Source organism: Trichocoleus sp. FACHB-6 (genome assembly GCF_014695815.1).
Classification (GTDB): domain Bacteria; phylum Cyanobacteriota; class Cyanobacteriia; order Cyanobacteriales; family FACHB-T130; genus Funiculus; species Funiculus sociatus.
The window spans coordinates 1-14,882 of record NZ_JACJOY010000028.1 but is presented as its reverse complement, the minus strand read 5'-3'; the positions used below and the strand labels follow the sequence as shown (position 1 = coordinate 14,882).

Genomic DNA, 14,882 nt, shown 5'->3' with positions numbered 1-14,882 from the left:
TTTTAATATTCTTGTTATTTCTTAACTATTCTCAATCTTTTACAGGATTGATATGTTGTTTGTATGAAGCTACGATTGCTCCTGTGAAGGCAAGGCAAAATATCAAAGTTATTATTATTATCATATTTTGCAGGCAAAATAATATCTAGGCTGTTTCTGGAAGTGAAGAAGGCAAAAATAAGCATTTTTACCTTCTTCCTTGTGGCTGATTTATTTTCTTTCGGCTACGATTCTATGGGAAAAAACAGCCTACTTTTGGAGGAGTATTTCCAGGCAATTCCTTCTGGATCTCGGCTCTTGCTCCAATCTGAAAAGTATGGCTCACTTCTGCGTTTGTAAACAGTGCTGGAATGAACATCAAGCCGCCTTGCCAGTTCGGATTGGATGATACCTTTAGAGCTTGTTTGTTTTTCAGTCGGTTGTTTGTCTTGTAAGCGGGTGCTTGGCTGCTCATCTAGTGAGGTTGTTTCGTCTTCTGAGGCATCATCATCCAGACTGTACTCTTCGCTATCGTCAAATATGGTGCCTAGAGTGCTAGCGGTAACAAAGTAATAAACTGTGCCTTGGTCTTGATAGTCAAGGGCGCGAGCGCCGAATTCCTGAGATTTTGTCTCTAAGTACCGTTGCGCTGCTGATGCAGGCAGATTTGCTTTCATTGCCAAGTCAAGTGCGGTAACGCGCCCTTGGGTTTCTTGGATCAGCTGATGAAAAAAAGGATTTACTTGCTGACTCCACTTTTGCCATTGATAGTTTTGCCAAAGCCTCAAAATAATTCCCAGCAACAGCAGTGCTAACAGCACAGGCCATGCTACAAACAGAAAGGCAATTCCAAAGGCAATTGGCAAAAGGACAACCAGACAACCACCTGCACTACTATTTACGGGTTTTCCAGCCATGTTGCTTATTGAATATACTTAGGTCTTGATATCGCAATAATTGCCGTTGTGGCAAATAATCATAATATTTGCACGGCTATGGGCGATCGCAACCAAACCAAAAGGCAAAAGGCAAAAATAGGCAAAAGCAACGTCTCTACACGTTGCTTTTGCGTTGTTACTTCGGTTGGGACACCTTCAATGTAGAAGAAGCAGTGCGTCCAAACTCTTCGGGAGCATATTGCAGATGAACTTCTGCACCGGGCCAGAGGAACGTGCCTGGGGTGACGGAACGGACGAGGTAGTGCAGGCTGTAAACTCCAGGTTCAAGGCGATCGCTATAAGCGACAATGCGATCGCTATAAATTGTCTTGAAGCCAAAGTTATCGGACTGCGATCGCACGTTGACACCGCTAGTCTGGAAACTGGCATCCACCGCCTCAAACCCCGCCGGGAGATGATCGGTAATCACAACCCGATCCACAGGACGATCGGCGATAATCTCCAAACCAATATCAAACACCTGTCCCGCTTCCACAGTCAACGGCTCATCTTTAGCATAAAGACCCTGTTTTTGCAAGACTTTTTCTTGGCTAACCCGACGAATTTCTCGCGTCACCCGTAAGCCGTTAAATCTTCCCGGTTGATTTCCCTGTAAGCGGTAGCGATAGGCAACTAGGTAGTGCAGCGTGCCTTGACCGGATTTTTGCACAATCAGATCGTGGCGATCGCTCGGCAACTGGTTCATCGGCACCGTAAGATCCTGGCTGGGGTTGGTGTATCCCTTAAATTGCGCCGATGTCAATTTCTTGCCAGCGAGTTTCACCGTTGCGGCAAAGTTAGGCGGTGTTGGCTGCGTCTGACTATATTCCACCAAAGCAGTGAGCGCTTGAGCGTTGTCATAGGTATTCTGCCAAGTGCCGTTTCGTCGTAGTGTCAGGAGACTTTGCAACAACCGATCTAGGATTTCTGGATTACTCTTTTGAGCAATACTCAAACGCAAAGCTTGAGCTTGAGCTGTTGTTGGCGAGTTGAGCCATGATAAACCTTGGGGTAAATTTACCGTAGCCGTGCGACCCGTTTGATAAATATTCTGCTGGAATTGTTTCGACAGAGTTTGAGATTCTTCTTGCCACTCTGGGAACTGAAACAGGTAACGCGCCAGCTTAATCTGCGTAACCGGATCGAATTGACTGCGCTGTGCGTAGATGTCTGCAAGGAAGTCATTGCGCTTTTCTCCCAGTTCCGCCAAAGCAGAGAGTGCTTCTAGTCGCACCTGATTCTTGCAGAGTGGCTGCTTACAAAAATCATATTGACCGGGATCTGCGAGAATTTTCTTCAAGTAAGTCGTTAAGCGAGATACCATTCTCGGTTCTACCGCTAGTCCCGCTTTCGATGCTCTGGCTAAAGCTTGAGCTGCGTAAGGAGATACTAACGGATCAGACTTCTCTTGACCAGGCCAAGCGGCGAATCCACCATCTGGTTGCTGGAGTTTTTGCAAGCGTTCTAGAGATTGGTTCGCTTGTTGCGTTGGGTTGAACTGTGCAAAGGTTTGACCGTATTTTTGAGAAAGCGTTTGCAAGTTGGATGCGATCGCTAACTGACTCGCCGCAGGTTCCAAGAAAGGTAATTGTTCATCCTGCAAAACTTGTTTCGCTGGTGCGGTAATTTCCGGTATCAGCGTACTAGCTAGGGAAATCTCCAAACCTCCCGCATCAGGAACAACATTTTTATCAACATTCACAGGAATCTTCACCTCTCCTCCCCTTTTTGAAGGGGGGTTAGGGGGGATCGTTCCCGACTCTACAACCTGTTCAGTAATTTCTAAGGGCTTCACTTCCAAAGGCACTTCAAAAGCATCAGATATACCGTTCAACTGCGTGGTAAACTTCACTTGAGATGTGCCTGCACTACCTGCAACTATAGGAAAGCGATAGGCGCGAGTTCCAGATTCTGCTGTGGTTTGTATCCCGCGATGATTGTCTGCAAACTTTAAGGAACCGCCGACAACACCGTTAATCGCCAAATTTCCTGTTTGTTGGGTGTTGTTAGTGACAGATAAGCCAGCGTCCAAGCGATCGCCTGGACGCGCAAACTGCGGCAATATAGGATTAGACAGCAACGGTTTAGTTGTGATAAACGTCGTCTGGGCGTTCCCAAAACGCAAATTTCCATCAGTAGCAACAGCCATCACCCGCCAAGTTGTCAAGTCATCTGGTAACTTAAAAGTCACGCTAGCTCGTCCACTCTCGTCTGTGACGACACTATTGTAATAAGCTAAAGCTTGAAAATCCTTGCGGATGCGCGTACTTGCTGCGCCTGCTGATTGTCCCCCGCCATAACCCCAACCTTTGGGTTTAGCTAATTGATTGGGTTGTACTACTACATTCTGACGATTATCGCTGAAGCGAGTAGAAATAGACTGCTCTGCATAAACAGTTTTTACCAAATCCGGCGGACGGTATCCACTCAATTGCAACACCGCCTCATTCACCGCCATTACAGTAAATTGTCCTTTTACTGGGTTTCCGGTAGCATCCTTCAATTCTAGTTGTACTGTTTGTTCTGCACCGGGTTGTAAAGATGGTGCATTTACAGTCTCGACAATTTTTAAATACTTGTCGTCCAAGTTAGTTTTGAAAGGTGCAAAACCAATTCGCATCAGGTTTTTCAGATTTCCTAAATCCACCTGGTTTATATTAGTGCCTTGTCGAACCAAGACAGCCTCTACTGCTGCATTTGGCAGCATTTCGGGTGTCACTTGGAATTTAATTTGCGGCGCACCACCTTTAACTTTGGTAATTGTTTTATAAAGAGGTTTGTCGCGGACAACTGCAAAGTATAATTCTGCTTCCGGATAGGGAGACTGGATTAAAGCTGTAGCAATTTCACCGGGTTTGTAGGTGTCTTTGTCGAGTTTTACTTCTAAGCGATCGCTTTCTCTTTCTCCCCAGTTTACCGCGTTGTCGCCAGTTGCCCAAATCTGCAAATCTGTGGCGGTTACTTCGTCTTTAGAATCAGCAAAGTTGGCGCGAATCCGATAAGAACCGGATTCTGTCGGAGTCAGCGAGACAGATTGAGGGCTACTTCCCGATTTTACCTCTACTTCACCTACCGTCTTATATTCAACCTGATTTTTAGCAGTATTGCTGCCTTCCACTACTCGCGTGACGCTGCTGTACTTTATTTGTTGCAGTTGGACGCGCACCCGTTGACCTGCGATCGCTTTTCCGGTAGCATCGGTGACGATAACCTGGACGGGGAAAGGTTGAAGAGCATCAGCGACGAAATTGCTGGAGAGTCCGATTAAGCGAGCGCTCGGCAATACCGTAAACGTTTTAGAATCAGAGACAGACAGATTAGAAACATCCGCAACTTGCACATCCACCCGATAAGTCATCGGGTAAGGCAAATCCTTAGCAATTTTGACAATTTGACTACTCTTACCGCCACCATCTAACACCTGATTTGATTGCAGCACATCGCTGGCGAGAGTAGGACTTTCCTCCGGCCAAAACCACTGTCGCCCAAAGGAAAATTGCTCCCACCCTTTCGGGGTAAAATCAGCTTGCGACCTGGTGACATAATATTGAGCTTTCCCTCCTTCCACAGGCGAACCAAACAGATAATTACTTGCAGCTTTCGCTTCAACTTGTTGCTCACCTATAGCAAATTCTTTGTCTAAATTTAGCTCAACCTTAAAATTGGGCGGTTTGAATTCAGCAACCCGAAAGTCGCCAGAAATTTCCCTACCACTTTTACCTTTAGCTTGAATGGAATAATAGCCGAGAGGCTGATTATTTCGCAACGGCAATTCCAGAGAAAACGTGCCAAATTCATTTGTGCTTTGAGTGCTTAAATCTGTCTTTTGACCATCTGGATTTAACACCGTTACTTTATAACTAGCATTTTTGTCCTGCTTGATACTGCCATTTTCTAAATAGTAAGCAAAACCAGTAAATGCCGCCTTTTCCCCAGGTTTATAAAGCTGTCTATCTGAGAAAATTACCCCCCGCGATTGTGGCTTACCATCATCCCAGCCAGAATCAACACCATAGCCATAAGCACCGCTATATTCCTCTGTCCGGGTAAATGCCCAATCTTGATTTTCACGAGCAATTACTAACAATTTCGGTGCTTTCTCAAAGCCCGAATTTCCACCCAAACACTGCTGCAAATTCTGACGATTTAACAATAGCGTACCATTTTGATCGGTTTCGCCAGTTGCACAAGGCGTAGGTTGAGGACGAGATTTTGCTTCCAACTTTGATTCATAAATCTCAAGGCGTGCAGCTACTACAGGAGAACCATCAGAAAGATGATGCACTCTAACTAAACCAGACTCTGGGAACCACTGTGTAAATACACCCAAATTAGTTAATTGCACCATTCCATAATTAATCGGTTCGCGCCATTGCTGCTTATTATTTTCTAAGTAGCGATTAGTCCGCGCCTGAACGCCATAAGCTAACATTCCCGTGGCGTTACCCAATTTTTCTCGCAAAGGAACAGTAACATCAATAGGCTGATTTTTCTTACCCGATACCTTGAAGCTTTGCCAAGAATTGGGATTAGGCAATAAATCGTTTCCCTCTCCTCTCGGATAAGCAGAATCGCTATAAACTAAATCTGTTGGTTGAACTACTCGATAAGCTGCTTTATACTTCGATTCCGGCAAATTTGTTGTAGAAATATTCAGTTGTAAATCTTTACCTGCGGGAAAAATATTCAAACTGGAAGGCACCCAAATATCCCCAGCTACATCGCCTGTTTCGTATTTCAGCGTCACTGGTTTATCCAAAGTTTGCCCAAACTTATCTTTGATGGCACCAATGGTAATTGTATAATTCGTGGAAGGTTCCAAAGCCCAAGGATTGAGACTAACTAAACTATCTCCATCTGCCGCTTGAACCAGTTTAGGAGCTTGTTTTGGTGCAGGATTTATGGTAATATTCTCTATAGCTGAATCTGCAAGAATGCCGTTATTAAATTGCAGTTGTGGGCTACCTTTCACAAACCGCCCGTAGGTTCCCCCTGCATCCGACTGTCCGTAATATTGGATTTTTTCAAATTTCAGCGGCGAGTAGGTTGCTACTTTACTGACAATTGGCATTTCAGTAAGCAAATTACCACGCGCCGGACGCAAACCGGGAGAAAACTGTAAGCGGTAGCGAGTTGCCTTTAAGAGAGTTTGTTGCGGTACTAAAGTATACGTCCAGGTGCGATTTGAAGTGTCAAATTTATCCTGCGGCTGCTCATTATCCGCTGGAGTTGCATCTTTTTCCAAGTCAGCTTTGAGACGCACGCCCTTATTATTACCTTCTGGAATCATCTGCGAATGTTCTTGTATTGAAGCAAGATCCAATTCCACATTTGAGTTAAATTTCAGGGTTGGCTTTAAATCAATAGCTTGCTCATCGGGATTTTCACTATTAGTGTTAGGTAAATTAGTTAATTTAATTGTTTCAGTATTGAAAGTCCAAGCCAAATCTTTATCCAGACGATGATTTTTTATATCCGCTAAACCTGCCTTGAGGGTGACTCTGACTCGCGTTGCTTTTGGCAGTGCTTTATCTGCCTGAAATCCCACCATTCGCGGTGTCAAAAATCGAAATTGCCCCGGCAAAGGCGGTATAATTTCAAACTTTTGCAGTTTTTCCTGCTGATTTGGACTATCAAGACTTTCAACTGGAATTACAGCCTCTTTAAACCGGATCAATATTTGGCTTAGAGGTTCAGCTTCTCCAGTCGGACTAATTTGCTCAATCCAATCTGGTAATTGCGGAGTGGGTAAAGATGGAACGGCTGGAAGTGGCTCATTTCCAGAGAGATTAATCACGCCGCATCCAGCGATAGCTAATACGAGTGCTACGACAACCAGAAACCGCATCCAAATTCTCACGATTGTGCCTATCTGTTGTAAGGATTTATCTGTACTATCCTCTGCAAAAGGAGAAGACAGCGAATCTGTATCCGGAATTGAAACTGGCATAACTTTTCCCCTCATTGCAGGTAATTCATCAAAGGGTAAACCACAAGAGTTACCCTTACATGACCCACTAACAAGAGGTCTACATCTTAGCTACTCAGTCTTCCGGGTAGCTTAACAATTAAGCTTAAAATCTTTACTTTATGCTGAGCTAACGCTACTCACGCTTGGTTAAAATCCAGGCAGTTAAGTCTAGGGAAAGCAGTACGACCTATTGCGCTATCTACCATCCTCAACAGAACTACCTGATTATGACGATACCCCTATGGACAATGAACTGCAAAACCTAGTTCCAACTTGCAAAGAGCGATTCTAGCTTTCCTTTGGCAATAGCGCACAGACTGGTTTTTTGGGGTAAACATGGGTATCAGTTATGAGAAAGGGGAATAGACCCTGATAATATTTAAGTTTGGTAGAGGACAATGCTCACTACTATATTCCTTTTGCTGGATACAGGAAGCTATGCAAATAAATATCAGCGATCAAACGAAAAGCAAACTTGTTAGACAAAAATACGCACTGCCAGATCAGCTATTTGAAGATGAAGTTGCAGTCAACCGTCAGAAGTTGAGCAGTGAAAAACTGATTAAAATTTTTGACCAGATCTGGGAAAAAACTTTGAAGTATGCTGTAGAAACAGCCGAAGTATGTGAAGCAAAAAAAGCATACGAAAGAATACCAGATTACTCCAGGAAACATTTTAACGATAACCAGGAACACCGGGAATTTAGACTGAAAGAGCTAAACGTAGAGTTTATTGTGCAATTACTACCATTATCGAATAAGGAATATGAATTAACGGATATTTGGTTACTAAGAAGTGTAAATATAGATCCTAGAAGAATCCTTATTTCTTTCGACACACTTGAAGATCGCCAGAGGTTTGAGAAAATAGCGGATTATCTGAACCAGAAGGATTCAGAACTTGGTAAGCAATTGCTACTTGATTTTATGGAAAAGTTTAACAAAAGCTCTTTCAGCTAACATTAATCTGAATCCAAAAGTTATGCTGGCTTTGATGCTGATTTGCCTAGCGCGATCGCGCCCCTCCTTGGTTCCCATTTATTGCAAGGTTGAGGATTTAGAGTTTCTGAGAGTTTTCAGCAATCCAAACGGCTAGGCTATCTTGATTCTCCACTCCTTCCACTAGATAGTTCATCATTACTACCGCTTCTGGTTCTGGTGCTACTAATTTATAGCCATTCAACCGTAAAAAAACGTCGATGACAGCAAGAGCGATTCGCTTGTTGCCATCGACGAAACTATGATTTTTTGCCAGACCGTAGCCATAGGCTGCTGCCAGATCAAACAGAGTTGCATTTTCACTGTAAGAGAATAAGTGCCGAGGTCTGGCTAGACTCGCTGAAAGTAAGCCCGAATCTCTCAATCCAGCCTTACCGCCATGTTCTGCAATTAGCTCTTCATGAATGGCGCTTACTGCTGTCTCAGGCACCCATTCGGGTTCCTTCATTTAGCTAATTCACGAAAGGCATTGCTGTAGTTTTTGCGGGTTTCTGCAAAAGCCTGCATTGCTGCTTCAAAATCAGGATCATACGCAGTAATTTGAACTCCATTTGGAGTTTCTGTCAGGAAACTGCTGTCTCCCTGACTAGACCTCTCAAAACATGAATCTGAAACCCTTGTGCTGCTAAGTTTGAAATGTAATTTCTGGAGATGTCTACTGACATTCAGTGCCTGCAATACTGTTTTAGACCATGTTGCTCCCGAATTGCCAATCCGTCGAATCTTTAGAGTATGCATACTATCACCTCTTAATTGGATAGTAATTATACATATTATAATATAAAACTATAGAATTTCATCTCCTTGTTGAGTCATTAAGGTTTTGGCAAATTTTCCTGATGCAAAGGTGCGAACCGACAGGTCGGCGCTTCGCGATCGCGTCCATGCAAAATTGCTCCAATTGTCTAAAGGCGCGATCGCATCTCTCCACAAAATAGTCAAACAGGCGAGGCGGGCACACGATGAAACGTAGGATTCTTATCTTTTTTCAATTGTGTTTCGATCGCATCGCAGGCAACTTTAACCCCATTTTCTGCCCGTACCTTAGTGCCAACTTCTGCGGCTTTAGCTTGGTAGCCAGGTTCGCGCAACAGCCGATCAAGTTCTTTAGCTGCACGAGAAGCAGTGTAGCGATCGCGATCTATAGTCCGTCCGACTCCTAAACGAGTAATCCGTGCAGCATTGTCTGGCTGGTCGTTACTAAAGGGTACCACCAACATCGGGCGACCGGAACGCAACACCTGTGCGGTTGTGCCTACGCCTCCTTGATGCACAATAGCAGCAGCCCGGTGAAACAGTTCCGAGTAGGGAGCGTAGTCAAAAACACCAATATCCTTGGATTGCAACTCTTTTGGCAGGGAGGGGTTATTGTTGCCAACCAGCAATACAGCCCGATAGCCCAACTTTAAGGCAGCTTTGGCACTTTCGAGGTAAAACTTGTCAGCAACCCACACGGCGGAACTTCCCAAAGTAAACACAATTGGCGGATCTCCCGCATCCAAAAATGACGCTAGTTCCGGAGATAGACCAGTATCGCCATTGCGATCGTAGAAAGTAAATCCGGTAATGCAAGTCTGTTTTGGCCAGTCGGGTTGAGGAGTTGCGAGAGCTTCTGAAAATAAAGCCAGCACTAAGTCGGGAGAGTTCATCCCTTCAAACATAGAATCGGCAAGGGGAGATAAACCAAGCTGTGTCCGTAACTGTCGCAGGGGTTCATCCCACGAGCTGAATTGATTTTTAGCGAGGCGGATGAGCGCTCCATTAAACCCTGGGCCAAGTATGCGTAGATTCAGCCAACTGGGGAAATTCGCCACCACTGGCGGATCGTAGGCGGAGAGGAACGACATCGGAGACAGTATGCTAGAAACCCAACGAATTCCTGTTTTCTCAACAACGGGCGTTCCTGCGAAGCTGAGGGGGTGTGTCACCAACAGGTCTGCATCGCGCACTGCTGACATCAGATCCGCATAAGTTTCTTGGACATAGGGTAAGATTGCTTGGCGAAAGACGTATTCTGTGCCGTTTTGCTTGTCCATGATCAGACGCACAAGTTCTCGTTGCTGTTCAACGTCTGTGGGAAAATCGGGACGGACTGGGTGAAACTCAAGACCAGCCGCTTCGATTTTGTTACGGTAGAACCCAGCTGTGGCAATTACTGCTTGATGCCCGCGTGCCTTTAATTCTAGGGCGATCGCTATATAAGGATGCAGGTCGCCTAGGGAACCATAAGTGTGTAGAACAATCTTCATAATGGCTACCGTATCTTTTTATAGATGAGTTACTTGTATTACTACAAAACTACGGCGGTTTAAGGGTACTTTCTTCACCCGATTGGTGGACTCTATTGGGTGATTAGGAAGAATTACCCATCATTGTCTTGAGGTGGAAGCGTACCATCTGCCAGTTTCAAGCGCTTAGAGGGAAGATGCGATCGCGCATCCCCTAAAAACACCCTCATCCGGTAAAGGGGATCGCCACAATGAAGTAATGGTAAGTCTTCTTCCCTAGTGGGGTTATGTGATGAGGCAACCCAAAAATTGGTTGATTTGGCGTATAAACAAGAAATTTCGCGTATTGTTAGCTTTAGTGTTGCTGTGTTTGACAGTGCGATCGCTTCCTTATCTGGCACCTGTTCGCGCCAAAGATATTGCCCAGGACACGCAAGCAATAGAATTTAGCGATCGCAATGGACTTGCTCTCGGCACGTTACTCACTCGCGATCAAGAGCATACTGCTGTTGTGCCGCTAAATCGAGTTTCACCCCAGTTTATCAACGCTATTTTAGCTGCGGAGGATAAACGATTTTATCATCACGGGGCGTTGGATCTGAAGGCTGTAGCGCGATCGCTTAAAGATGCAATTCACAGCAAAAGAATTACGTCCGGTGCTTCCACTATTACTATGCAACTAGCCCGGATGTTAGATCCTGTTCCCCGCACTTTGCCGGGCAAAATGCAGGAAATTTGGCTATCTAGGCGACTAGCAGCTGGCATGAATAAAGATGAAATTCTCGCTGCTTACATCAATCGCCTGCCAATGGGAGGAAATATTTATGGTTTAGAAGCTGCTTCCCGCAACTATTTCGATATTCCTGCAAGCGATCTTAATCTTGCCCAAGCTAGTCTTCTCGCAGCCGTTCCTAATAATCCCACCTACTTCAACCCCTACGACCATTGGAAACGCTTAAAGAAACGGCAAATTTATGTCTTAAATCGCATGGTTCAAGACAATTATATCACACGTAATCAAGCAGAACGAGCATATAAAGAAGAAATTTCCCTAGCACCTCGGCAGCAGGGAATTATTGCCGCACCTCACTTTTTATTCTGGGCAGCCAGTCAATTACCTAAGCATGATTCTTCTCAAATTCGCACCACTATAGACCGCCCCTTACAGCAATTTGTGGAAGCCCAAGTTCAGCAGGTAATTCGCACCCTTACCCCCAATAATGTTCATCATGCGGCTGCTTTAGTAATTAACAACCACACTGGAGAAGTTTTGGCTTATGTCGGTTCTCCCGATTATTTTAATGAAGAATCATTGGGACGCAACGATGGAGTTCAGGCATTGCGTCAACCGGGTTCAACTCTCAAACCTTTTCTATATGAATTAGCTTTAGAAAATCGTACTATTCGCCCTAATACAATTTTAGCTGATGTGCCGACTCATTACGCTATTCCCGGCGCAAAACTGTATAGTCCTACCGATTACGATGAAACCTTTCTAGGGCCAGTGCGGGTGCGCCTAGCTTTGGCAAATTCTCTAAATGTTCCAGCGGTGCGGGTGTTAGAAAAGGTAGGCGTACAAAATTTTCTTAATCGTCTGCATCAATTGGGATTTGAGCATTTAACTCAGTCGCCAGAATATTACGGTTTGGGATTAATTTTAGGTAGCGGTGAAGTTAGTCTATGGGAGTTGGCGAGGGCTTATGTCACCTTAGCAAGACTTGGAGAAGCGACACCCCTTGTAACTACATTTTATCAAGCGGGAAATCTGCAAAAGGGGGGATTTCAAAATCGAAGATCGGAATGGGAATTAATTACTGATATATTAAGCGATCGCTATGCTCGTGCTACAGCTTTTGGTGTAGAATCTGTACTAGCTTTACCGTTTCCAGCCGCAGTTAAAACTGGCACTTCTTCCGATTTTCGAGATACTTGGACTGTGGGATTTACCACTGATTACACTGTTGCAACTTGGGTAGGCAATTTCAATGGCGAACCGATGCGACAAGTTTCTGGAGTGACAGGTGCAGCACCTCTATGGAATCGAATTATGTTACACCTGCACTCGCATCAAGAACCCGCCGCTTTTCCGCTTCCAAAAAATCTTGTGCAACGTCCTATATGTGCAATTTCTGGGTTGAAGCCTACACCAGATTGTCCCTCGGTAGTGCAAGAATATTTGTTTACAGAAGATATTAGCAATTATGAGCGTCAGTCACACACTGTTAACTTACCTTCAGAGTATGATGAGTGGCTGGCTAGGCAGGAGCAACCGAGTTTTACTTCTAGTAGTCTAAAGATTTTGTCTCCTCACAATGGCGATTTTTTCCTGTTGCATCCAGGTGAAGAAACGAACCGCACAAGCGCAGAGGGAGGAGAAACGCAACGGTTGGAGTTTAGGTTGGCGGCAATGCCTACGCAGCCTGTAGAGTGGTGGTTGAATGGGGAGAAGTTAGCTACCCAGTCGTCCAATTCTCTATTTTGGCAGCTTCGTCCTGGTAAATGGACTTTGCAAGCTAAAAGCGGTGAAATGATGGATACGGTAAGCTTTCAAGTGCAGTTGGCTGAGTATAGGCAAACACGTCGGGGTTTCTCTATTGCTAAGCCTCCGGTGTTGTCACATTAGACTTTTTGATTTAATAAAGATTAGTATATAGCGTTTCTCAGTTGGGTGGAATATATCCCGGTTCTGACGTTCTCCCCACCTTGCTAGGGACATAGCATTGCCATGTCTCTACATATGTATCGCACCCAACCCTTGAATTGCTATATATAGCAATCTTCAATAGATTGTGAAATATTTTTTCGTTTGTAGATAAACTATTTATCCTACCATCTAATTGTTTATAAAAGTGTAAAATTAAATCACATCTGTTGTCTGGGGCGAGAAAGTCTTTGAAAAAATTTAATTGGTTTGTAAGGGCCATCATAGTCATTGTGTTGATGACTTTGGTTATATTAACTAAAGTTTTGTTTTCGGTTGCTATCACCAAAGATGAAGCTTTTGGTTATCCGGGTTCTTGTCCCATTTGGTCGCCTTCTACCCTTACCTTTCTTGGTACTGCCCAAAATACTACTAGCCAAGTGTGGTTCACTGGTTTTAATGGCATTATTGGTGAGGTATTTTACCCTTCTGTTGATAAAGCGGCTACGGTAGACTGGCAGTTTTTAGTGGGGGATGCTGCTAAAAGTTGGGTGGATGAAGAGAAGCAGGATACTACCAGTCAGGTTAATCTAAATAATACGCGATCGCTTTCTTGGAATATCACCAACAAAGCCAAAAATGGCAAATATCAAATACAAAAAACAATATTCACCGACCCCAACCGAAATACATTAATTCAGCAGGTAACTTTCGCTGCTTTGAGGGGAACGTTAGATAACTTCAAACTTTATACGTTGTACCATCCAGCAATTGGCAACGATGGAAAATCTACCACAGGTTACAACACCAGCTACAACGGTATTGGGATGCTGATTGCTAAAAATTCTACTAATGGTATGGCATCAGCACTAGCAAGCTCTCTGAATTTCAAAAAAGGCATGATATCATCTGGCTTCGTCGGACACAGCGACGGCTGGCAAGATTTAAAAGGTGGTAAAATTGATAATACGATGAACTGGACTTATAAATCAGCAACTAATGGAAACATTGCACAAATGGCGATGTTTGATTTAAGTCCTTATGCCAATCAGAAATCAGTCACCTTTAACTTAGTTCTCGGCTTTGGTAACAACGAAACTAACGCTAAAAAAGTGGCAGCAGAAACTCTGAACGATAATGTTCCTAATATGCTGTCCACTTACAACGCACAATGGAACAGCTACACTAATAATTTAAACAACTTTGGCGGCACTGCTGATACTCAATATTACGTGGCTGCAATGGCACTAAAGGCAGCTACTGACAAAACCTCTGGTGCTATGGTTGCAGGTTTAGGCAATCCTTGGGGTAATTCTAACTACTCAATCTGCAATCCCCTAGGCATCGAAATGCAAGGCGGCTACCATCTAATTTGGCCTCGTGACTTATATAAAACAGCTAGTGCCTTAATTGTAGCGGGTGACTCGGCTACTGCTTCCAAAGCCCTCGACTGGTTGTTAACTACCATGCAACAACCCGACGGACATTTTCTTCAGAATGCTTTTGTAGATGGTACGCCTTATTGGACAGGAATTCAAATGGATGAGACAGCGTTTCCAATTATTTTGGCTTGGAAACTCGGTCGTAACGATTCAACAACTTATACAAATCATATCAAGCGAGCTGCTGATTATATTGTAAAAAATGGGCCGTGGACTCAACAAGAGCGTTGGGAAGAAAATGCAGGTTACTCACCAGGAACTATTGCATCCGAAATTGCAGCTTTAGTCTGTGCCGCAGACATTGCTAAAGTCAACGGTGACACAACTAGCCAAACTAACTATCTCGCGAAAGCAGATTACTGGCAAGGCATGGTGGAAAATTGGACATTCACGACTAGCGGTTCTATCGGCAATGGCAAATATTTTCAGCGGATTGATGATAATGGGAATCCCAACGACGGACACATTTTGAATATAAGCAACGGAGGCGGTTCTTATGATGAACGTTCTATCGTTGATAGCAGTTTTTTAGAACTGGTGCGTCATGGGGTAAAACCGGGAAATAATCCTTAGAGGATGTTTTAAAAGTCGGTTAGATAGCAAAAAAGCTCACTCAGTGTAAGCTGCGAATATGTAGTACACAGCACTGAGAGAGCGTTATGAGTAAAGCTTACCCCAGTAATT

The 14,882-nt window shown here is 44.2% G+C and carries 10 protein-coding genes; 3 read left to right on the top strand and 7 right to left on the bottom strand.

Annotated features, from left to right (window positions below; translation table 11 throughout):
• Positions 1-224: 224 nt before the first annotated feature.
• Together H6F66_RS06055 and H6F66_RS06050 are read right to left on the bottom strand one after the other, a co-directional pair.
• Complete coding sequence (locus H6F66_RS06055; protein WP_190419255.1) at positions 225-896, bottom strand: hypothetical protein; 672 nt, start codon at positions 894-896, stop codon at positions 225-227.
• Between the two features lie 157 nt (positions 897-1,053).
• On the bottom strand, positions 1,054-6,765 hold the full coding sequence (locus H6F66_RS06050; protein ID WP_190419273.1) for an alpha-2-macroglobulin: 5,712 nt from the start codon (positions 6,763-6,765) through the stop codon (positions 1,054-1,056).
• Positions 6,766-7,326: 561 nt separating this feature from the next.
• Here H6F66_RS06050 and H6F66_RS06045 point away from each other — a divergent pair.
• Positions 7,327-7,848: a hypothetical protein gene (locus tag H6F66_RS06045; protein WP_190419253.1), complete on the top strand. Its 522-nt coding sequence runs from the start codon at positions 7,327-7,329 to the stop codon at positions 7,846-7,848.
• A 97-nt stretch (positions 7,849-7,945) separates the two neighbouring features.
• Here the strand turns inward: H6F66_RS06045 and H6F66_RS06040 are convergent, their stop codons facing one another.
• The 5 genes from H6F66_RS06040 to H6F66_RS06020 all read right to left on the bottom strand — a co-directional run bounded on the left by H6F66_RS06040 (position 7,946) and on the right by H6F66_RS06020 (position 10,516).
• Positions 7,946-8,335: a type II toxin-antitoxin system death-on-curing family toxin gene (locus tag H6F66_RS06040; protein WP_190419251.1), complete on the bottom strand. Its 390-nt coding sequence runs from the start codon at positions 8,333-8,335 to the stop codon at positions 7,946-7,948.
• Complete coding sequence (locus tag H6F66_RS06035) at positions 8,332-8,625, bottom strand: AbrB/MazE/SpoVT family DNA-binding domain-containing protein (protein WP_190419249.1); 294 nt, start codon at positions 8,623-8,625, stop codon at positions 8,332-8,334. The genes H6F66_RS06040 and H6F66_RS06035 overlap by 4 nt, the downstream gene beginning before the upstream one ends.
• A gap of 48 nt (positions 8,626-8,673) precedes the next feature.
• Complete coding sequence (locus tag H6F66_RS06030) at positions 8,674-8,829, bottom strand: hypothetical protein (RefSeq protein ID WP_190419247.1); 156 nt, start codon at positions 8,827-8,829, stop codon at positions 8,674-8,676.
• Entirely contained in the window at positions 8,826-10,136 is a 1,311-nt protein-coding gene (locus H6F66_RS06025) for a glycosyltransferase (protein WP_190419245.1), read from the bottom strand. Before H6F66_RS06025 ends, H6F66_RS06030 begins: the two co-directional genes overlap by 4 nt.
• A gap of 113 nt (positions 10,137-10,249) precedes the next feature.
• Positions 10,250-10,516: a hypothetical protein gene (locus tag H6F66_RS06020; protein ID WP_190419275.1), complete on the bottom strand. Its 267-nt coding sequence runs from the start codon at positions 10,514-10,516 to the stop codon at positions 10,250-10,252.
• Between H6F66_RS06020 and pbpC the strand changes: the two genes are divergently transcribed.
• Complete coding sequence (gene pbpC / locus H6F66_RS06015; protein ID WP_190419243.1) at positions 10,408-12,738, top strand: penicillin-binding protein 1C; 2,331 nt, start codon at positions 10,408-10,410, stop codon at positions 12,736-12,738. The two genes, H6F66_RS06020 and pbpC, sit on opposite strands and share 109 nt — an antisense overlap.
• A gap of 317 nt (positions 12,739-13,055) precedes the next feature.
• On the top strand, positions 13,056-14,771 hold the full coding sequence (locus H6F66_RS06010) for a glycoside hydrolase family 15 protein (RefSeq protein WP_190419241.1): 1,716 nt from the start codon (positions 13,056-13,058) through the stop codon (positions 14,769-14,771).
• Positions 14,772-14,882: the final 111 nt, after the last annotated feature.

What these genes read in the sequence shown, in the direction of transcription:
- H6F66_RS06055 (WP_190419255.1), bottom strand. Translation starts at nt 896, where the DNA reads ATGGCTGGAAAACCCGTAAATAGTAGTGCAGGTGGTTGTCTGGTTGTC.
- H6F66_RS06050 (WP_190419273.1), bottom strand. Translation starts at nt 6,765, where the DNA reads ATGCGGTTTCTGGTTGTCGTAGCACTCGTATTAGCTATCGCTGGATGC.
- H6F66_RS06045 (WP_190419253.1), top strand. Translation starts at nt 7,327, where the DNA reads ATGCAAATAAATATCAGCGATCAAACGAAAAGCAAACTTGTTAGACAA.
- H6F66_RS06040 (WP_190419251.1), bottom strand. Translation starts at nt 8,335, where the DNA reads ATGAAGGAACCCGAATGGGTGCCTGAGACAGCAGTAAGCGCCATTCAT.
- H6F66_RS06035 (WP_190419249.1), bottom strand. Translation starts at nt 8,625, where the DNA reads ATGCATACTCTAAAGATTCGACGGATTGGCAATTCGGGAGCAACATGG.
- H6F66_RS06025 (WP_190419245.1), bottom strand. Translation starts at nt 10,136, where the DNA reads ATGAAGATTGTTCTACACACTTATGGTTCCCTAGGCGACCTGCATCCT.
- pbpC (WP_190419243.1), top strand. Translation starts at nt 10,408, where the DNA reads ATGAGGCAACCCAAAAATTGGTTGATTTGGCGTATAAACAAGAAATTT.
- H6F66_RS06010 (WP_190419241.1), top strand. Translation starts at nt 13,056, where the DNA reads ATGACTTTGGTTATATTAACTAAAGTTTTGTTTTCGGTTGCTATCACC.